The 19,553-nt window shown below is 66.4% G+C and carries 19 protein-coding genes; 8 read left to right on the forward strand and 11 right to left on the reverse strand.

The window, feature by feature from the left end:
• Nucleotides 1-20: 20 nt before the first annotated feature.
• Together ISP17_RS10395 and ISP17_RS10400 are read right to left on the reverse strand one after the other, a co-directional pair.
• Nucleotides 21-1,811 carry a WD40/YVTN/BNR-like repeat-containing protein gene (locus ISP17_RS10395; RefSeq protein WP_404632830.1) on the reverse strand — a complete coding sequence of 597 codons (1,791 nt, stop codon included), beginning with the start codon at nucleotides 1,809-1,811 and terminating at the stop codon, nucleotides 21-23.
• 312 nt (nucleotides 1,812-2,123) lie between these two features.
• Nucleotides 2,124-2,975 (reverse strand): helix-turn-helix domain-containing protein, encoded by an 852-nt coding sequence (locus tag ISP17_RS10400; RefSeq protein WP_404634284.1) that lies wholly within the window; start codon nucleotides 2,973-2,975, stop codon nucleotides 2,124-2,126.
• Between the two features lie 110 nt (nucleotides 2,976-3,085).
• Here ISP17_RS10400 and ISP17_RS10405 point away from each other — a divergent pair, with 110 nt between their 5' ends.
• Nucleotides 3,086-3,628 carry a DUF1579 family protein gene (locus ISP17_RS10405; RefSeq protein ID WP_404632832.1) on the forward strand — a complete coding sequence of 181 codons (543 nt, stop codon included), beginning with the start codon at nucleotides 3,086-3,088 and terminating at the stop codon, nucleotides 3,626-3,628.
• 262 nt (nucleotides 3,629-3,890) lie between these two features.
• On the opposite strand, the gene ISP17_RS10410 is transcribed toward ISP17_RS10405, so the two are convergent.
• Nucleotides 3,891-4,409 (reverse strand): DUF2141 domain-containing protein, encoded by a 519-nt coding sequence (locus tag ISP17_RS10410; protein WP_404632834.1) that lies wholly within the window; start codon nucleotides 4,407-4,409, stop codon nucleotides 3,891-3,893.
• A 236-nt stretch (nucleotides 4,410-4,645) separates the two neighbouring features.
• Complete coding sequence (locus ISP17_RS10415; protein ID WP_404632836.1) at nucleotides 4,646-5,182, reverse strand: flavodoxin family protein; 537 nt, start codon at nucleotides 5,180-5,182, stop codon at nucleotides 4,646-4,648.
• Between the two features lie 484 nt (nucleotides 5,183-5,666).
• On the opposite strand from ISP17_RS10415, the gene ISP17_RS10420 reads away from it, so the two are divergent.
• From ISP17_RS10420 to ISP17_RS10435, 4 genes are all read left to right on the forward strand, one after another.
• On the forward strand, nucleotides 5,667-7,250 hold the full coding sequence (locus ISP17_RS10420) for a hypothetical protein (RefSeq protein ID WP_404632838.1): 1,584 nt from the start codon (nucleotides 5,667-5,669) through the stop codon (nucleotides 7,248-7,250).
• Between the two features lie 210 nt (nucleotides 7,251-7,460).
• On the forward strand, nucleotides 7,461-7,643 hold the full coding sequence (locus tag ISP17_RS10425) for a YgaP family membrane protein (RefSeq protein ID WP_404632840.1): 183 nt from the start codon (nucleotides 7,461-7,463) through the stop codon (nucleotides 7,641-7,643).
• Between the two features lie 255 nt (nucleotides 7,644-7,898).
• Entirely contained in the window at nucleotides 7,899-9,056 is a 1,158-nt protein-coding gene (locus ISP17_RS10430; protein WP_404632842.1) for a lactonase family protein, read from the forward strand.
• A gap of 151 nt (nucleotides 9,057-9,207) precedes the next feature.
• On the forward strand, nucleotides 9,208-10,341 hold the full coding sequence (locus tag ISP17_RS10435; RefSeq protein WP_404632844.1) for an aminotransferase class V-fold PLP-dependent enzyme: 1,134 nt from the start codon (nucleotides 9,208-9,210) through the stop codon (nucleotides 10,339-10,341).
• A gap of 186 nt (nucleotides 10,342-10,527) precedes the next feature.
• Here ISP17_RS10435 and ISP17_RS10440 read toward each other — a convergent pair whose 3' ends face one another.
• Nucleotides 10,528-10,917 carry a DUF6404 family protein gene (locus ISP17_RS10440; protein WP_404632846.1) on the reverse strand — a complete coding sequence of 130 codons (390 nt, stop codon included), beginning with the start codon at nucleotides 10,915-10,917 and terminating at the stop codon, nucleotides 10,528-10,530.
• 212 nt (nucleotides 10,918-11,129) lie between these two features.
• Nucleotides 11,130-11,747, reverse strand: coding sequence for an SOUL family heme-binding protein (locus ISP17_RS10445; RefSeq protein WP_404632848.1), 618 nt, complete (start codon nucleotides 11,745-11,747; stop codon nucleotides 11,130-11,132).
• A 275-nt stretch (nucleotides 11,748-12,022) separates the two neighbouring features.
• Here ISP17_RS10445 and ISP17_RS10450 point away from each other — a divergent pair, with 275 nt between their 5' ends.
• On the forward strand, nucleotides 12,023-12,388 hold the full coding sequence (locus ISP17_RS10450; RefSeq protein ID WP_404632850.1) for a DUF6164 family protein: 366 nt from the start codon (nucleotides 12,023-12,025) through the stop codon (nucleotides 12,386-12,388).
• A gap of 143 nt (nucleotides 12,389-12,531) precedes the next feature.
• Here ISP17_RS10450 and ISP17_RS10455 read toward each other — a convergent pair whose 3' ends face one another.
• The 3 genes from ISP17_RS10455 to ISP17_RS10465 form a co-directional block, all read right to left on the reverse strand.
• On the reverse strand, nucleotides 12,532-13,506 hold the full coding sequence (locus ISP17_RS10455) for a diguanylate cyclase (RefSeq protein ID WP_404632852.1): 975 nt from the start codon (nucleotides 13,504-13,506) through the stop codon (nucleotides 12,532-12,534).
• A gap of 26 nt (nucleotides 13,507-13,532) precedes the next feature.
• On the reverse strand, nucleotides 13,533-13,892 hold the full coding sequence (locus ISP17_RS10460) for a DUF1428 domain-containing protein (protein WP_404632854.1): 360 nt from the start codon (nucleotides 13,890-13,892) through the stop codon (nucleotides 13,533-13,535).
• A gap of 149 nt (nucleotides 13,893-14,041) precedes the next feature.
• A complete protein-coding gene (locus ISP17_RS10465) occupies nucleotides 14,042-15,721 on the reverse strand; it encodes a GspE/PulE family protein (protein ID WP_404632856.1) in 1,680 nt (559 codons plus the stop codon).
• Between the two features lie 285 nt (nucleotides 15,722-16,006).
• Between ISP17_RS10465 and ISP17_RS10470 the strand changes: the two genes are divergently transcribed.
• Entirely contained in the window at nucleotides 16,007-16,951 is a 945-nt protein-coding gene (locus ISP17_RS10470; RefSeq protein ID WP_404632858.1) for an RDD family protein, read from the forward strand.
• Between the two features lie 361 nt (nucleotides 16,952-17,312).
• The gene (locus tag ISP17_RS10475) at nucleotides 17,313-17,705 is read left to right on the forward strand and encodes a VOC family protein (RefSeq protein ID WP_404632860.1); all 393 of its coding nucleotides are present in this window, start codon (nucleotides 17,313-17,315) and stop codon (nucleotides 17,703-17,705) included.
• A 241-nt stretch (nucleotides 17,706-17,946) separates the two neighbouring features.
• On the opposite strand, the gene trmY is transcribed toward ISP17_RS10475, so the two are convergent.
• Together trmY and ISP17_RS10485 are read right to left on the reverse strand one after the other, a co-directional pair.
• A complete protein-coding gene (gene trmY / locus ISP17_RS10480) occupies nucleotides 17,947-18,540 on the reverse strand; it encodes a tRNA (pseudouridine(54)-N(1))-methyltransferase TrmY (RefSeq protein ID WP_404632862.1) in 594 nt (197 codons plus the stop codon).
• Nucleotides 18,541-18,707: 167 nt separating this feature from the next.
• Nucleotides 18,708-19,436: a M90 family metallopeptidase gene (locus ISP17_RS10485; RefSeq protein WP_404632864.1), complete on the reverse strand. Its 729-nt coding sequence runs from the start codon at nucleotides 19,434-19,436 to the stop codon at nucleotides 18,708-18,710.
• Nucleotides 19,437-19,553: the final 117 nt, after the last annotated feature.

Below are 19,553 nucleotides of genomic sequence, written 5' to 3' on the forward strand. Positions count from 1 at the left end.
CGACCCCTGCTTTGCTTTTGCTACAGCGCGATCGGTTTGTCCCCGGCCGCCTTCAGTCGGGCATTGAGGTCGGCCAGATCGCTGCGCTTCAACCTCTGCCATGCCTCGATTGTGGCATCCAGCGTCGTCGACAGGGCGGCATACGATGCCTTCGCATCCTGGCTGGGGTCGGCGTCGGCGCCGTCGACCGCTTGTTCGAGCTTTGCCAGGTTCATCGACACGGCGTGCAGGCTGTCTGTGCGCCGCGGCGGGGCGCCCATCGAGTTGCGCGGGTCGGGATGTGCTTCCACGCCGGACAGGTCCTGCGCCTTGGCCATCAGTGCTTCGACCTGGGCATGCAGCGTGGTCGGCGGCAGTGCGTCCAGTGCCTTGAGCAGCTTGCCCGCTTCGGCGCTGGCGCGGGCGGCGCGCGCCGAGGCTTCTTCCACCTTGCGCGCCAGTTCGAACTCGCGCTGCAGCGCGGCCGGGGACACCTGCACGCGCGGGTCGGGCTTGACCTGCAGCGGCTGCCGGTAGCGGTGACCGTTCACCTGCAGCTCGACGGTGTACTGGCCGGGCGGTGCCCAGACGCCGCTTTTCTCTTGCGGACTGTCGGACTCGGTGGGCAGCTGCGACGGATAGTGCAGATCCCACACGAAGCGATGCATGCCCGGTGCGGTGGACAGGCGCATCGGTGCCGGCACCCACTCCGGTGCGACGGCGAGCTTGGCCGGATCGGGCTTGCTCACCGGCTCGGCACTGCTGAAGCTGCGCACCGGCTTGTCCTGGGCATCGAACACGGTCAGCGTCACCGCGCCCTTCACCGCGGTCGGCAGCGCGTAGTCGATCATGGCGCCGTCCGGCGGATTGGCCGCCATGGGCTCGTCCTTCGGGAACGGTGTGCCGGTGAAGCTGGCGAGGCGAACGCGGATGGCGTCGGCCGGCCGGAACAGGGTTGCCGTGTCCGCGTGCAGGCCGGCCATCTGCCGCAGCGCGCTGACGTTGTCCATGATCCAGAAGCCGCGGCCGTGGGTGGCGATCACCAGGTCGTCCCCGTGCACGTCGATGTCGCGCACGGAAGTCATCGGCAGATTCTGCTGCAGTGCCTGCCAGTGGGCGCCGTCGTCGAACGAGACGTACATGCCTCGTTCCGTGCCGGCGTAAAGCAGGCCGCGGTGCCTGGGATCCTCGCGCACCACATTGACGAAGCTGTCGCGCGGGATGCCGGCGTCGATGCGCGTCCAGGCCTTGCCGCCGTCGGTGGTGCGATAGAGGTAGGGCGTGTCGTCATCCAGCCGATGACGGTCGATCGCCAGGTAGGCGGTGTTCGCGTCGAAGTGCGAGGGCTCGATGCCGGCCACCTTCGACCACGGCGTGAGCGCCTGCGGCGTGACCTGCTGCCAGTGCGCGCCCTCGTCGTTGCTGCGCCAGACGAGGCCGTCGTCGGTGCCCACCCACAGTGCCTTGGCGTCGAGCGGTGAGGGCGCGATGGTGTAGATCACGCCGCGGCGCTTGTCGAGGTGGCTGTCGTCGGCCGCGGTGGGAGCGTCGAGGTTGGCCGGCACGCCGGCGTCCTCGCGGGTCAGGTCGGGGCTGATCGGCGCCCAGTGCTCGCCGCCGTCATCGGTGCGGAACAGGCGCTGGTTGGCGAAGTACAGCACCTTGTGGTCGCGCTTGGAGAAGGCCAGCGGCAGCGTCCACGCGGCGCGGTAGTGCGCGGCGGGGTAGGCGAGGGTGGGATCGACGCTGCGGGTCTGTTCGGTGCGGGTGTCCAGCTTGTCCACCCGGCCGCCGTAGACGATGTCCGGATCGTCCGGATCCGGCGCGATCATGTCGCTCTCGCCGCCGGCGGTGAATTAAAAGGGACGTGGCTAATTAAATTCGTCCCTGAGCCCGCCAAGCGCAACCGCCGCGCGCTTCCAGGGAAAGTCCGATCAGCCGGTCCGGAAACGCATTGGGGCAGGTTCACCTCCCGATTATGTGGAGATGAGCCGAAAACAAGCGGCAGATAGCGATTTTGTTGTGGTGTGTCATGGGAAAGGTCGACTCTGGCCACAGCTTCGGTGGACGTCTGCCACGGCATCAGTCGCATGCCTTCCTCGCGTCGAAGGGCGGGGCGCACCGAGGACGTGGTCGGCTGGCCATCACGACACGTCAGCGAGGCCTCGATCTTCTGCCAGCCCACCTGCCGCCAGTTGCGCGCAGACCGATGCCGTCGCCTCGTCGACGGGAAACGCGCAGTCGATGCGCACTTCGTCCAGCGTGATATCCAGCGGCGCGGCGAAGCTCGTAATGGTCTCGAAAAAGCTCAGGTTGCCGGCGGGGCTGCGGAAGTCGAGCGTGAGTACCGCTTCGGTGTCGCGGTCGATCGCGCGGTACCGCCATTCCCGCGGTACCTCGGGATATTGCAGCAAGTCCTCCAGCAGGGCCTGGCCGGCGGCGTCGCCCGGCGTGGCCGTCAGGTGGTCGTGCAGCCGGCGAAGAAAGCCGGTCGCCACCTCCGGCCAGTTGGCAATCACTGGCCTGAAGTCCTCCGGGTCGAAGATCTGCCGCAGGAGGTTGGTGTGCCGGCTGGCCCGACCGCCCATCAGGAAGTCGTTCAACCGCACCGCCGACGCGTTCGCCCCCAGCACGTTGAAGTGGCGATCCAGGACAAATGCCGGGTACGGGTCCTGGTGCTTCAGGATCAGCTCGACCGCCTCTCGCATGCGCTCCAGCGCCGGTGTGCCGAAGTCGCGTTCGGCGTAGTGCGGGGCATAGCCGGCCGCCAGCAGCAGCGCGTTCCGCTCGCGCAGCGGCACGGACAACGTGTCGGCGAAGCGGCCGATGGCCTCACGCGAGGGCCGCGCCTTGCCCGTTTCGACAAAGCCCAGATGCCGGGCCGATATGCCGCAGGCCAGGGCCATGTCCAGTTGGCTCATGCGGCGCACGCCGCGCCACTGCCGCAGAAGAACGCCGATCGGCGGATAGCGGGTGTCGGAAGGATGCGATGACATGGCTTGACCTTGATGGATCGGCTCGGGGCGAAGGTACAACGACCTCCCAGGTAGTTGCTGGCCGTCTCCCGGCCAACGATGGTGCCCGCACCCAACCAAGGAGCACCCGCATGAAATCGAGACGCGTCCTGCTGGCCATCACCTTGTCTTGGCTCGCCCTCAGCCCCTGGCGGGTGGCCGTGGCGGCACCGGTGACCGATCCAGAGCACCGGATGCTGGTCACCCTGGTTGGAGACTGGGCGGTCAAGCAGAGCTTGTGGACCACCGGCAACGCGGCGCCCAAGGTCGATGCCGGTCGGGCCACGTTCTCACTGGTGCTCGACGGCCACGAGCTGCAGCAGAAGCTGACCATCGACGACGGCACCGGTTTCGAGGGGCTCGGCTACCTCGGGTTTGATCAGGTCGCGAGGCAGTTCTTCAGCACCTGGATGGACGTCAACTTCACCGGCATCGTCGTGGCCGAGGGTGCGTTCGACCCGGCGACGCGCACTTACGTTCTGCGCGGCAGCATGAGCGCGCAGGGCGGCAAGCGGATCCCGGTGCGGGAAGTGATAACGGTCGACGGGCCCGATCACTTCAGCTACGCGTATTTCGAAACGCACGGTGGCAACGAGGCGCTCGCCGTGAAACTGGATTACAAGCGCGTGAACTGACCAGCCGCGTGGCTCGGGCCGTCGCGAGCCGGTCAGGCACGCCACCGACAGCGTTCGTTGCGGAATAAAGGGGACGTGGCTAATTAAATTCGTCGTCTTCTGACGGCAAAAGGGGGCTGGTGGAATTAAGCCCCACCCAGGTGACTATGCGGGTTTCGCAGTCTGCCGCGGTTCCTGAGCTTGACCGGGCGTCCGAGTACCCTTTCCACCATGGCTTGGAACTTGGTGTTCGCCTTGATTCCCTCCGTCCCCTCTGCGGCCATCAGTAATGCAGGCTTATCGTCAAATCGAGAGTCTTCCCGTCATACGGGAAGCTGGCGGCGGAGAATGAGGGTGGCCCCAGCACGCCCTTGGCATCGTTCGAAAAGCCGTAGCCTTCCGTCGGGATTCCCAGCCAATTGGTATCGAGCTTGCCATTCACGTTCTCATCGTGAACGACGGCCATTGCGTAGGTTCCCGGTGGGATGTCTTCAAAGTCGCAACGCGCCTGGCCTTTCCGAACCCTGATGACCATGACGTTCGTCGCGGTGCGCAGGTAGTCAACGGGAAAGCCATCCGGCGATTCGAACAGCGCGCAAGCCACGGTCCCGGTGCTGCTTCTTATGTCCAGAATCCTCACGTGGATCCCGGGGCAGGGCGATTGGCCGAAGGAAAGGACGGGCAGAGACGCAAGCATCAGCGCCACGAGCAATGCAACGCCCCGATTTCCCAGCGAGGCGCGCCTCGCCGGCCCCTTGAACAGCGGCGCTGTCGCGGACTGCCGAATAGTTGACGAATTCATGATTCTCCTCACAGATCGTGCAGGCTCCAGAACAGAATTAAAGGGGATGTGGTTAATTGAATTCGGTCGTCGTCCGGGCCCGAATAAAGGGACGGAGGGAGTTAAGCGCCCTTCGGCTCGTGAAGGGTTCGCCTCGGCCGCTCGAGATGCCGGAAGCAGGGATTCTGCCCCGCTTTGACCACCCACGGACGAACGCCTGCCGTGGGAAAACATCTTGCCCCTTGCCCCTTGCTCGCCTAATGATGGGTAGGGACGCTGTGAGGTCCCGGCTGGCTTGAGAGCGGCGAGTACGCGTTGCCGGTCAGTTGCATCGCGAAGTGGTCGAGCGCGCCCAGATAGCTGCCGTTGTCCAGCGCCTTGGCGTCGAACGAGCAGCTTGCGCGAGGCGGCTTGCCCAGCCGCGCCTGCATGTCCTCGAAGGTGCTTTCCGCGCCGCTGCCGCCCATCGTGCAGAAGAAGGCCACCGCAGGCAGGCGGGGCGCGTAGTCGTTGAGGAATCGGCGCACCGGGGCTGCGGCGCGCCCCCCCCAGACCGGTGTTCCGAGCACAACCAGGTCATAGCTTTCCAGAGGCACCGCAATCGGAGCGATGGCCGGCAAGGTATTGAACAGGCGATCGAGCAGTGCCCGCACGACGGACACATGGCCCTGCGCCCGCATGTCCTGGATCACCACCTCGTCCGCACCCAGGCGCTGGGCCAGGGCATGGCCCACGCGCGCGGTCGTGCCGCTGCGGCTGTAGTAGATGATGAGCGTGCGGTTGGCGGGCGTCATGGCTTTCCCCTCCATCCGGCGAGTTTGTGGTGAGCCCATGCTGGTACTGCTGTTTGCGGTGGTGTTGATGCAGGTCAATAAAGGGGGCGTGGCCCTTTCGGGCCCTCCCGCGGGAATTAAAGCAATTAAAGGGGACGTCGCTAATTAAATTCGCAAAAAATGGGGTCAGAGTCGACTTTTCATAACAGCGTGCTCTGCCCTGGTCTGACCAGTCCGAGGAAAACGGTGTCAGGTTCACCACAAAAATGGGGTGGAGGGAATTAGTTCGGCATAATCGCCTCCATCCCCTTAATCGCGACATCGGGCAATATCCCGGATATTCGGTCGGGTCCGACACTTAATTCGTTTCGTCCTCTTTTTGCTCGGTTTTGGAGACAACCGGCGCGTCGCGGTGGCAACATGCAGCCGGGGAGGGCCGGGGGATCTACCCGCGCCCACGCTGAAGGCGGCTGCCGCCTTCCGATCGTTCAACAGGGGGCGACACATGTTTTTCAAGCGCAAAATGCGCGGCTTCGCGTGCGCACCGCGGCGCGCCGCGTGGGTCAGGGCGTCGCTGCTCGTCGCGGTTACGGTCTGTTGCCCCATCGCGGCATCCGCCCAGGCTTCGGGGACGGGCATGTCCGCGTACTGCTCGGTCGAAGACACTGGCGGCCACCAGATTTGGGTATCGCAGGTGTTCCCCGCGCCTCCGTCGGCGGGCGCGATGGCGCTCGACCTCGCAAGCGAATTCCACGCCTACGTGGCCACGCTGGGTGGTGCGGGCAACAAGCAATGTGTGGTCGCGTCGCGGGCAGAGGCGGAGGCGACGCGCGCCAAGGTCGCGGAGATCATGGGCAAGCGCGTGTTGGGCATGCGGGTCTACAGATGGCATGACGTGGAGTGGACGCCGAGCGCCGCCACCTATGCGGGCACGCAGCCGGTGCAGTCGGCCTCCCCCATGCAGTACGTCTATTGCCGGCTGACCGACGTCGACACGCGGACGCAGGTAACCAGCAACGTTGCCGCGGTTGCGTTCCCGCGCGCTGACAACATGGCTCATTTCGCCGCGCTCGAGCATTGGGCGAAGTCCTTCGGCGCGCAGGCCGCCGCGAGCTACCAGGTCGATCCGTCCGCGCAGTGCATCGCCAGCGACACGGCGGCCGAGGCCGAGAAGAGCCTCACCGACTACCGTCATTTATTCCGGTTTACGGGCATCAAGCGCGTCGAGCTGCCGTGGGTGCCGGATGCGTTCGAACCCGCGGCCCCGCGTGAGCGTGCGGAGCAGCCATCCGCGACGACCGCATCCGGCGACGATGTCGAGGCCGAGCTCTGGCGGCGCATCGCCACGAGCAAGCTCGCCGCGGACTACGAGGATTATCTTGCCGCCTTTCCGCAGGGGCGGCATGCGCCGATCGCGCGCGTGGAAGCGCGACGACTTGGCGGTCATGCCGGTGGTGGAACAACCCCGGCGCCTGCGCCATCGGACATCGCGCCGCCAGCCGGCTCGATGATGTCTCGTGTCGCTACCGAACCTTTCTTTCAACTTCCCGCGGCGACAACCGGCGTGAGCGTGGAACGGTCGGGCACGCGCACGATCGGAACCACGGCGGTCGCGACGACGTTGAGAGTGCAACGCGCGGCGGGCAGCAACGTATGCCGCACCGCGAACGTGTCGAAGGCGGGGGCTGTCGCTACGCGTTACGAAGGCGTGACATGGGCAGGCCTGCTGCCGCTCGACGGAACGATCAGCTCGCAAAGCCCGTACGGGTCGAACGACTACACGGTGCGAGTGACGTCGATCGATTCGCTCGAGGGCCAGCCGTTCCCTCTAGTCGAGGGTCACGCGTTCGGCTACACGTTTACGCAACTCACGACGGATGCGGGCACCACGCACACCGCGAACACAACGTCGTACCGCTGCGTGGTCGGCCGGCTAGGCCCGGCCAGCGCACTCGTACCGGGCCTCGCCGGGGACGAGACGGAAGTCCAGTGCACGGTCACGTTCAAGGATCTCGCCCTGCCGCCAAAGCAGCAGGTACTGCACTGGTACAGCGCGGCCGGCTGCTTCGTGCAGGATCCGGGACGCTGACGCACAGCAAAAAGGGCTCAGGTTCACTTACGACCGTTCAAAACAGGGGGAAGAGTCGACTTTCTCTTCCCGGTGCCGCCATTCAACTCGTGGGTGCGTCGTCAGTTCTTGGCGTCAGCTACGAGCTGTTCGCGGGCTGGGCTTGACCGCGGTCAATGCGGCGAGGCCCTGAACTGCGCATGCTGCGTATACCTTCAAGAGGGCATGCGCATGAAATCCAACGTCGGTGCTGTCGACAAGTGGCTTCGCATTGCTGTCGGGCTCTTGCTGATCGTCTGGGCAGTCGCTGGCGGGCCGGTGTGGGCCTGGATCGGGGTGGTCCCGCTGGCCACTGGGCTGTTCAACTTCTGCCCGCTTTACGCCTTGATCGGCGCCAATACCTGCAAGCGCTGAGCCGGTCCGCAAGGCAAGCGCTTGAGGAAGCGCAGGGTGCGCGGTTGAAGACCGCGTTTCGCGCGTGTCTTGTCGCCGCTGTTATAGGGGGCGAGGCCGCCATGGAGAGCCCGTAATCGACGTCGAGGGGTTGATCCGCGGGCGGGCCTGATGCGGGAGAGGCACCGCTGCCGCGGGTCGGTCGGGTAACCTCAGCCGATGATTCAAGCTCACCCAAGCCGGCGTGATGCGCCTGCGCGTTCCAGGAGATGCTCCATGCGGTTTTCTTTCCGGCTGATGGCGCTGGCCGTCAGCGTGCTCCCGCTCGTTGCCTCGGCGGCCTCGGTTGATCTGCTGGTGGGCTCGTATACCGCGGGCGAGCAGCCCGGCGTGTACGCGTTCCGGTTCGATACGGACAGCGGCAGACTCGACGCCAAGCCGTGGCAGCAGGTACGGCTGGATAATCCGTCCTGGCTGGCACTTTCCGCGGATCAGAAGCGCGTTTATGCGGTCAACGAAAACGGGCCCGGCGCGCGCGATGTCGTGGGTCGCGCCACGGCGCTGGTGATTGATGCGCAACACAGGCTCACGGTGCAGAACCAGGTCGCGACGCTGGGTGACGAGCCCACCTTCGCCTCCCTGTCGCCGGATGGCCACTATCTGCTCGTCGCCAACTATTCGGTCCACGCCGACCCCGGCGGAACTCTGGCCGTGCTTCCGATTGCCAGCGACGGCTCGCTGCGCCCGGTCACCCAGCTCTCTGCGTATCAGGCGAGCCATGTCGACACGGTGCGGCAGCTGTCCTCGCACATCCATTCGGTGAACTTCGGGCCGGACGGCAAGTTTGTCTACGTGGCCGATCTCGGCGGGGATCGTGTCTACGCCTATCGCTACCTGCCGGGAGACCATGCCGAACATCCGCTGCAGCCGGCGGCTACTCCATTCCTGACCCTGCCGCCGGGCAGCGGCCCGCGTCACCTTGTGTTCGACAAGGCCGGCAGGCACGCCTATCTGACCCTGGAAATGGCCGGGCAGGTGGCGGTGCTGGACGTCGGGGCCGATGGCGCTTTGACGCTGCGTAAAGTGGTGAACCTCTACGCGCCGGGTTTCCACGGAAGCCAGGGGGCGGGCGCCATCCACCTGTCTGCGGACGGCAGGTTCCTGTACGCCGTCAATCGCGGGACGGACAACCACATTGCCGTGTTTGCGGTGGGCGCCGATGGCGCGTTGTCGCTGCTGCAACGTCGCTCGGGCGAAGGTCGGCAGGCTCGCGAATTCTCCATCGACCCCAGTGGGCGATTCCTGCTGGTGGCCGTGCAGGGCGAGGATCGCATCGCGGTAATCGCCCGCGATCCGGCCACGGGGCGTCTGGGCCAAACGCTGCAGACCGTGCCTGTTCGGACGCCGTCGGATATCAAGTTCCTGAAACCGTAGGTTCCCGGAAAGGCCCGCGCGGCGATCAGCGGGCGATGTGGACTCGACTTGCCCGGCGCTTCTCGCCGTTGTTCGATGATCGCGTGGCGGTCACGGGCCGCCGGCGAGTCATCGATCAACCATCGGCACGTGCCGAACCAAGGTAAACACCATGCATCCGGACTCTCCCTCCCGCGTCGATCCGAATGGCCTGCGCGAATATTCGGTGGTCTTCACCGACCGCGCGCTCAACCACATGTCGCAGCGCTTCCAGCAGGTGATGCGTGAGCTGTCGGATCGGCTGAAGACGGTCTACCACGCTCATGCGGTCGCTCTGGTGCCCGGCGGCGGTACGGCGGGCATGGAGGCGGTGGCGCGGCAGTTTGCGCAGGGCAGGGATGTGCTGGTGATTCGCAACGGGTGGTTCAGCTATCGGTGGAGCCAGATCCTCGAGGTCGGTGGGATCGCCGCGCAAACGACGGTGCTCAAGGCCCGCCCAACCCACGGCGCGCATCAGGCGCCGTTCGCGCCGCCGCTGATCGATGAGGTGGTCGCCGCCATTGCCGAGCACAAGCCGGCGCTGGTGTTTGCGCCCCACGTGGAGACGTCCGCGGGCTTGCTGCTGCCGGACGAATATCTGGCGCGCGTGGCGGCGGCGGTCCACGCGCACGGTGGCTTGTTCGTGCTGGACTGCATTGCCAGTGGCGCGCTGTGGGTCGACATGCAGCAGGTGGGCGTGGATGTGCTGATCTCTGCGCCGCAGAAGACCTGGAGCGCGACGCCCAGCGCCGCCATGGTGATGCTGTCCGCCGAGGCCGAGGCACGCCTCGCCACCACGCAGAGCTCCAGCTTCACGCTGGATCTGGCCAAATGGCGCGCCATCATGGCGGCTTACGAAAACGGCGGTTTCGCCTATCACGCCACCTTGCCCACCGATGCGCTGGCGCAGCTGCGCGACGCCATGGTCGAGACCATGGCCATGGGGCTGGAAAATGCCCGCAACGCGCAGCGCGAACTGGGCGGGAAGGTGCGCGCTGCGCTGGTTGGTCGAGGGTTTCCCAGCGTCGCGGCGGAGGGCTTTCAGGCGCCGGGCGTGGTGGTGAGCTACACGGACGATGACGCCATCCACAAGGGCAGCGCCTTTGCCGCGCAGGGGTTGCAGATTGCCGCCGGCACGCCGCTGGCCTGTGACGAACCGGCCGACTTCAAGACCTTCCGCATCGGCCTGTTCGGGCTGGACAAGCTCAAGGATGTCGACGGCGCGGTACAGCGGCTGGAGGAAGCGCTGGCGCGCATCGCGGGGTAACGGCCGGCGACGTCGAGGCAGGTTTGGCTTCCCGTTGATGAAATGGCTACACGGGCAGGCAGGGTGCGCTGCTTCACCCTCGACGTAGCCCGCTTCAGTGCTCCACCGGGTTTCCAGCGGGAGCCTGATGCAGCCACTTCGGTGTCCGCCGGGCGCCTTCGCAGGGCTTGCGCATTTTCAGCGTGCTCAAACGCGCTGCCGGATGCCGGCGAACGTCGACCAGGTGGCGAGGCCATGTTCGCGAGCCATGCGGCGGTAGTAGATGGGGTTGCCGATGGCCATGAGGCCGGCGGTGATCAGCGCTGACCACCACAGCATGGCCACGGTGAGAGCACTGCCCGTGACGGGGCGGAGCAAGGCAATGAGCCCGTACACGAGCCACAGAACGAGAGCCAGCAAGGCGCCCGAGAGGGCCGATATGGTGACCATGGCTGGCACGCCCATGAACGGTGGCGGCGGCAGGAATATGCCCGCGGACCACAAGGCGGTCCAGATCGGTGGCGCGCAGTTGCGCCGAGCGACTCCGCGGCCGTCCATGTACTGCAAGTACGCGTCGATACGTTGTCTGGGCTGCATGGTGTGATCCGGAAAAGCAGCGCGCTCTCGCCGCGGTTGAGAGGTTGGCCGGTTGCTCAGCGCGCAGGATAGCGGCAAGCCTCGCGCAGGGGCGCCCGCACGATAGCGGCCCGAACGCACTCCTGGAAACGCATGTGTTGGCCACTGTTCGACAAGACACCGGCACCGCGCAAGACGTGGCCAGTGCGTTCCCCTTTCCGCACCTACGCCGCTCAGCGCTCGACCTCCACCATCACCTCGTTGCGCCGCATGAACCACAAGGTCCACGGCGGGTTGTATTGCGCCAGCGATACCGGACCGATCGCGTGGAGGCCGTGCGAGGTGACCTGGGCCAGCAATTCGCGGGTATTCGATTGCACGTCGTCCGGCCTGGCCAAACCGGAGAAGCGCAGCACGGCGAAGCGGGTGGGGGCGGTGCTGCGCAACGTGACCCGGGCATCGTTGGGGACGGGCAGCGTCTCCAGGGTCCACGCGCTCGGCATGGTGAAGCGGACCACCCACGTGCCGGCAGCGCCCTGGGTCTGTGCCACCGGGGCGGTCATCGCGATCTTCTCGCTGGCCGCCTGCTGAGCCACCGGCGCCGTCATGGCGATGCTCTGGCGCTTTTTGTTGGCGCCGAAGATGTAGCCCGCCAGCAGGCGGAAGCCTTTGCTGGCCGCTTCCTTCTGGTCGCCTTCCACGGTCACTTCGGCCACCACGAGCGCGGGGTAGTCGCGCACCTCGAAGTGGCCGTCGCGAAGCACCGGCGTGTAGCGGGGCGTTTCAACGGCCATCGCGGCCGTTCCCATCGTGGCGACGAGCAGTACACCGGCGAGCGTCCATCGTTTCATGGCCAGGGGGCACTCCGATCATCGTCATGGGTTCATCCGCGGCGGCTTCGGGCACGGCTGCCGTGCCCACGTCCCGTGATGAGTTACGCCACGGTGCATCAGCAATGTGTGAGGGGGCGATGGGGAACGGGGCATGGCGGCGTGCAGATGGAGTGGCACGGCATCCGATGGCCCGGGGGCGGAGCATCGGATGCGCCGGGCGCATGGACGTGGGTTACCGCGTGGCGCCCCGCGCCCGCGCCGTGACAGTAACCGGGCGCCGCTATCATGGTGACATGTCCAAGCTGCTGCTCAACCTGCGCCACGTACCCGACGACGAAGCCGACGAAGTGCGCGCGATGCTCGACGCGCACGCTATCGCGTTCTATGAAACCCGGCCCAGTCTCTGGGGCGTCTCGGCGGGCGGCATCTGGGTGACGGAGGACGCGGCCTTTGTGGACGCGGAGCGCGCTATGGCCGAGTACCAGCGCCAGCGCAGCGCTCGCGTGCGAGCCGACGTTGCGGCGGCCAGGCGCGAAGGCACCGCGGCGACGTTCTTCACGCTGCTGCGTGCCGAGCCGCTGCGCGTGGTGACGATTCTGGTGTCCATCCTCTGCCTGCTGGGGCTGCTTGCGCTGCCGATCCTGCTGCTGCGCGGGTAGCGTCAAGGCCACGAGGAACGCCGTGTAAAAGCAGGGGGCAGAGTGCACTTTCTGGTAGTGCGCCATTATGAAAGGCCGACTCTGACTCCTGTTTTTCCCCATGCCTTCAGGGGCAAGAAGCAAGCAACTGCGGGGGCGTGCGCCTACGACGTCGCCATGGCGTCGACCCATGCGCGCGTGCAGTTGCGCCCGTCCCGCTTGGCTTCGTACATCGCCTTGTCCGCATGGGCGATGGCCTGCTCCACGGCAAGACCAGGCTCCATCCGGGCGATGCCGAACGACATGGTGATGTGGATCGGGGCGTGTCCGTCCACGGGGATCGGCAGCCTGGCCACGCTCTCGCGCAGGCGCTCAGCCAGCCCATGGCCGGTCGCCAGATCGGTATCCGGCAAGCTGAGCAGGAACTCCTCGCCGCCGTAGCGGAACAGCTTGTCGTAGGGACGCAGCTGCTTCATCAGCTGCCGGGCGGAGACGGCCAGCACGCGGTCGCCGGCGGGATGTCCCCAGGTGTCGTTGACGCGCTTGAAGTGGTCGATGTCGATCATCACGACGCAGCACGACTGCACCGCCCGGTCCACCAGCGCCTGCTGCTCGCGCAGGACGCCGAGCATGCCGATCCGGTTGCCGGCGCCGGTGAGCTCGTCGAGGCTGTACAACGCGTTCTCCAGGTCGCGTCGCATCGTGAAGATCTCCAGCCGCAGGTCCTCCAGCGCACGGGCGAACGCATCGAAGTCGTTGACGGAGACGGATTGCTCGTTGCCGAGCGAGCCCAGCAGCTTCGCTGCCAGCTCGTGCATGCGTTCGTGCTGCTCCTCGATCGCCACGAACCCGGGATGCTGGTGCAGCACGGCCGGGGCATCCTCGTAGTACCAGCGTCCGAACGGACAGCGGTGGTGCGCGTCCGGAGCGATGTCGTCGGGCTCGCCCGGCAAATCGCAGACGAGGGTGCGGATGACCGCGTCGTACCACTGGTTGTGACGCTGCTGGGCCAGGTCTAGCTGCTGCAGGGCGGACTGGATGGAGGCGCGTTCGGCGTTGATGGCAAAACTCCACGGCTGTGGACGGTTCGGGGCGACCTCGCGGCTTGTCGTGGAGTGTATCGGTACCTTGCGCACCATTCCGGAAACCGGCGCGACGCGGTGTCCTAGGGCGCGGACAGGTCCACCACGGGCACGAAGCCGCCGAAGATCATGCGCTTGCCGTCGAAAGGCAGGTCGCCGCCTGCGGTCACGCGCGGGTCCTTCATGAATTTTTCCATGCCCGCATCGCGGGTGGCCTTGTCGGGCCATTCGATCCAGGAGAACACCACGGCTTCGTCGTCCCGGGCCTGCACCGCGCGATGGAAGTCGGTGAGCTTGCCGTGCGGCACGTCGTCGGCCCAGCATTCCATGACGCGGGCGGCGCCGTACTCCAGGAGGATCGCGTCGAACGTCCCGGCATGGTGGACGAACTTGTCGCGGTGGTTGACGGGAACGGCGATCAGGAAGCCATCGATGTAGGACATGGTGTTCTCCGGGGCGGCGCGGTGACGGATTGCTCGCTCGGGGACGACGGGTGAGCACACGGGGAATCGACATGCTCCGGATAGCGCGTGGGCGAGGCCGCTGCCTGTTCCCCGGATCGCCCGGATGCCGCATTGATCCGGGCCCCGGGCTACTCGGCGCGTGCCCGGTAGGCTTCGGCCAGCGAGATGAGCCCGCGCCGGGCCATGCCTAGCGCGGCCTGGGTGATCGGCACCATGCCCTCGGCCAGCGCCGTTTCGTGGATGCGGTCGGCCTCGGCGCCCGGCACGATCAGCCGCCGGATCGCCGGCGAGATCCTCATCAGCTCGTATACCGCCGCGCGCCGGAACACGCCGGAGCCGTTGCAGCGGTGGCAGCCGCGTCCGATGAAAAAGGTCTCGTCCGGCGCAACGCCCATCACGGCACGGATGTGCTCGAGTGGTCGCTCCGGCTCGCGACAGTGTTCGCAGGTCAGCCGCACCAGCCGCTGCGCCATCACGGCCAGCAGCGGGGCACGCACCAGGAACGGCTCCACGCCGAGGTCGAGCAGCCGGGTGATGGTGGTGGCCGCGGTGTTGGTGTGCAGCGTGCTCAGCACCAGATGGCCGGTGAGCGCGCTTTCGATCGCGATGTCCGCCGTCTCGCGGTCGCGGATCTCGCCTACCATGATCGTGTCCGGATCGTGGCGGAGGAAGTTGCGCAACGCACTGGCGAAGGTGAAGCCGGCGGGGCGGTTCACCTGCATCTGCTGGATGCCGGCGATGTGGAATTCCACCGGCTCCTCGATGGTGAGGATGTTGATGCGCTGCTTGCGCATCTCCAGCAGCATGGCGTAGAGCGTGGTGGATTTGCCGCAGCCGGTGGGGCCGGTGGTGAGGAACACCCCGTGGCTGGAGTTCATCAGGTCGTCCAGCGCGAGTCGGTCTTCCGGGGTCAGGCCGATCTCGTCGAGCGTCTTGAGGCTTTCGGCAACATCGAGCAGGCGCACCACCACGCTCTCGCCGAACACCGTGGGCAGCACCGACACGCGCAGGTCCACCTTCTTGCCCTGTTCGGTGGCGAAGGTGGCGCGGCCGTCCTGCGGCATGCGGTGCTCGGCCAGGTTCATCGAGGCGATCACCTTGATGCGGCTGACCAGTGCCGGCGCCAGCGTGCGCAGGAAGTGCCGGATCGGCACCATGTCGTCGTCGATGCGGTAGAGCAGTTCCACCGAGTGTTCGCCCGGGCGGAAGTGGATGTCCGAGGCGCGGCTGGCGATCGCCTCGGCGATCACCGAATGGATGATCTTCACCACCGGCATTTCGCCGGCCAGCCGCTTCCAGTCGTCCACCCCGTGCTCGGCGCCGTTGTGGTCCAACCCCAGGCGATGCACCAGTTCGGCGTCCTCGATCAGGTCGTAGTGCCGGCCGATGGCCTCGCGCAGGGCCCGTTCATGGGCGACCAGCAGCACCACCCGGTCGCGCGAGACGAAGTCGACCGCGGTCAGCAGCGACGGTTCGGTGGTGGCGTCGACCGCCACCGCGACGCAGCCGCGCGCGCTCAGCAGGGGCACGGCATGCAGCTTGCGTGCGCTGGCCGCCGGCAGCAGCGCCAGTGCCCCCGGATCGGCCTCCACGCCGGCCAGGTCCACCAGCGGCAGCCCGAATGCCTCGGCCCGGTTCCAGGAGGCGCCGCCGTCGTCGCCGGCCAGGGTGGTCCATGCCTCCCGCGTCACGTGCAGGCCCTCAAGGGCGCGGTTCGGATCGCCGGCGGCATAGGCGACGAGAAAGGCCGCCAACTGCTCCGGCTGGCGGATAACCGGCACGAGGCCGTTGTTCTTGTCGCTGATCATCTGGCCCCCTGTAGCCTTCCCGGCTAGTGATAGCACGCTTTCGCACATGCGGCGTTACCGCCGTCAATCCGCATCAGGGGCGCCACCGACGGACGCCCTGCTCATGCCGCCTCGCCGCCGATCGCCTCGGCGGCCAGGTCGATGAAGGCAACTAACGGAGTCAGGTTCACTTACCGCGAGGTTGCCAGGGCGAGATGGTCAACGGGCCGGCTCCACGTTGCCGCAGCGCACCTCGCCTCCCGCTGGACCTTGCTGCAAGATGCTCCCGACTTCAGGGGGAAGTACATGGACGCATTGCATGGGGAAGAGGCGCCGGCTCGTGAGATCGCCGGCTTCTGGCGTCGTCTTGGTGCCTTCGTTATCGACGTGATCATGCTTGGCATCGTCGGCATGATCCTGGGCTCGCTGCTGTTCGATACGTTTGCGCGCATGGGCGCCTATGCGCGGCTGATCGGCTTTGCGATCGCGCTGGCGTACTTCGGCGTCTTGAACAGCCGAATCGGCGGTGGACAGACGCTTGGCAAGCGTTGGCTGGGCGTGCGGGTGGTCGACGGTCACGACCAGCTGCTGTCGTTGCCACGCTCGCTGCTGCGCTACGCGGTGCTGGGCATTCCGTCCTTCGCCAACGGCCTGCCGGTTGATCCCGACGTGGCAATGGGGAGCACGCTGGGCTACTTGCTCGCCCTGGTCGTGTTCGGCGGCATGCTCGCCATTGTCTATCTCTACGTGTTCAATCGGCGCACACGCCAGTCATTGCACGATCTGGCGGTCGGCTCCTACGTGGAACGCTTCGATGGTGCGGCGCGACTGGTACCGTTCCCCGTGATGTGGCGTGGGCACGTCGCCGTGGCGGCGCTGCTTGCTGCGGTTGCCTTGGGCGCACCCATCGTGGCGAATCATTTTGCGCAGACCCGGAGTTTCGCGGACCTCATGCCGCTGTACCGGAAGCTGTCGAGGCAGCCCCATGTGATGACGGCGCAGCTCATGCGCAGTTGGACGTCCATGAACGGGAACACCACCCACTCCCTGCAGTCATCGCTGCAGCTGGATGCACCACTGGTCGACGATGACGCCATGGCCCGGCGCATCGCGCAGCAGATGGCCAAAGCCGATTCCGAGATCGCCCATGAGGACGCCGTGGTGGTGCGCCTGGTCTTCGGGTACGACATGGGCATTGCGTCGGGTTGGAAGACGCATGTGTACTCGTACAAGTCGGAAGAGTTGCGATAGATCCGCTGTCGGCGAGGCAGAGGGCGCAGTCGACTGTTCCGGCCAGGAACGGATATCTGTCAGCTGCTTCGGGAAAGGTTTGCGGAAGTCTGTGGCAAGGCCTCGGCGCTGATCCAGCTCGTGATAGATCAACACCACGCACTGCGACGCGCCCGTTCCCCGGTCGTTTTGCCGCAGCTTGCCTGCGGTCTATCCGCATGATGTCTGGCTAACATCGGCCGGTTCGCTCAGCCGCGCGTCATGGCTGCCAGTGGCCGTTGCCGCTTGCGAAGGTCAGGCAATCGCAGCCGGGTGCGCACCCGCAGTCGTCACCACTTTCAAGCCACATCCGGCATTGAGCCGGGTCTCCAGGGGAAATTGCATGTTCAGTCACATCATGGTGGGTTCCAACGACATCGACCGGTCACAGCGCTTCTACGATGCGGTGCTCGGCGTCGTGGGTGCGGGCAAGCCGCTGCGCAACGTGGCGAGCACGGGGCATGTGCGCCTGTTCTATCCGCATGACGGCAGCATGTTCTGCGTGAGCGAGCCGATCAATGGCGAGGCGGCGTCGTGCGCCAACGGCGGCACGGTGGGTTTCAAGTGCAGTTCGCCCGAGCAGGTGCAGCAGTTCCACGATGTGGCGGTCGCCCACGGCGGCAGGTCGATCGAGGGAGCGCCGGGCCTGCGTGAGGGCTCGCTGGGTGCGATGTACCTCGCCTACGTGCGCGACCCGGACGGCAACAAGCTCTGCGCGATATATCGCCCCGGCTGAGCCCGTGCAGGGGCGCGAGGTGGTTTCTCCGCCCCTGTTTGCGTGGGGGCGGGCCCGCAGTTGAGGACCAGCTAACGAGGGCAGGTTCACTTGCGGCAAGTCAAACGCCGGGTTGAGCCAGGGCGGTGACCACGGTCGATTCGCTGGCGAGATCTCGACTCTTGGATGCTCTGACAGCGTTCCCAAGAAGAACGTCTGAGCCAGCGATGCCGCGTGCAGCGTCATCCGCCTTTCCAAGGGCTCAGCGCTGATCCAGCTCGTGATGGATCAACACCACGCACTGCGATGCGAACAGCATCGTCGAGCCCAGCGTGATCTTTTTCGCGCCCAGGCGCTCGAGACTGTGGAAGGTCTTCTTCGGCATCGGGATGTGGTCGGTGAGCAGGAAGCAGGGGTTGCCGCCGAAGGCCTGCTCGCGGATCGGCGCGCCCTTGCGGTCCATCACGAACAGCTGGTGGTCCTCGGCCAGCTCCTGCACCAGCCGCTCGAAGCTCACCGTGCGCACGGTGATGCCCGGTGCGACCGGGCGCGTCTCTTCCTTGCCCATGCCGATGGAGGCATCCAGAGCTCTAGCGACCGCGGCCAGCAGCGTGCGCTCGTCGAAGCCGCCGATGTCGGTGAGCGCATTGGCGTCGAAGCGGATCGTGCGCGAGTAATCCTGCGTGCTCTCCAGCACGAGGTAGACGGTGACGTCAGCCCGGTGCGACTGCGCCACGAAGATGGCGTTCATCAGCGTGTGCGCGAGGATCTCGGTGTGCGCCTCCTTGCCCACGCCCGCCAGCAGTTTCTGGCTGTCGGTAGGCGCGGCGCGCGCGCGGAGTACAAAGGTTCGCATGGTTGTCCCGGTTGATTCGTGGTGCTGCGCGCGGCGAGGCGCGTCGAATGCCGATTGTCCACGAACGAGCGGATCGGAAGACAGTGGCAGGGCGCGCGCGTTCCGCGGGCCGGCCGGCGATCACGCCGCCGGTCGCATCGTCCGACTCTGCGGTTTCCGCCTTGCGCTCAGTACGGATGCTGCCGATAGAACAGCTCCAGCTGCCGATACACCTCGGGCAGGTGTTCCCGCAACGCGGCCGGCGCCTCGAAGAACTGCTCGCTGACCACCGCGAAGAACTCGGCCGGGTTCTCCAGGCCGTACGGGTCGATCGGCAGGGGCATGCCCTGGTGGTGTGCCTCGCGCAGGTGCTCCCAGGCGCTGGAGAACACCTTGGTCCAAACGCGCTGATCCATGCGTCGGTGCAGCGGCGGAAAGCCGTTCGCCGCGCCGTTCTGCAGGTCGAGCTTGTGCGCCATTTCGTGGATCACCACGTTGTGCCCCGGCCGCTGGCCTGCGTCGAGCACGTCCGCCCACGACAGGATCACCGGCCCGCGACCCCACGCCTCGCCGGCCATCGCGGAACGGCTCTCGTGCACCACGCCCGCTTCGTCGATGCGCGTGCGACGGGGCACGAACGCGTCCGGATACACGATGACGCTGTGCCAGCCGTCGTACCAACCCATGCCCAGTTTCAGGATGGGAATGCACGCATGCGTGGCGAGCAGCACGCGGTCGGCGTCGTCCAGCTCCAGCCCCTGTGTCGGCTCCAGCGACTTCTCGCGCAGGAACAGCGTGGCCAGCACGCGCAGTGCGGCCTGGTCGGACGCACCCAGCCGGCGCGCCGGGGCACATCGCGCCAGCGCGGCTTGCCACAGCGGTTCGGGAATCGGGTGTCTCGCGACGATGCGGCGCACGCGCCAGTTTCTGAGCTTTTGGAACATGGCCCCACGCGGCAGGAGTCTCGGCGCTCCCAGCATCTGGGCGAAGTGGGGTTTCTCAAGCGCCGCGCCGCCGTCGGGAGGCCATTCGAG

It is taken from the genome of Dyella ginsengisoli (assembly GCF_044904665.1).
Classification (GTDB): Bacteria; Pseudomonadota; Gammaproteobacteria; order Xanthomonadales; family Rhodanobacteraceae; genus Dyella_A; species Dyella_A ginsengisoli.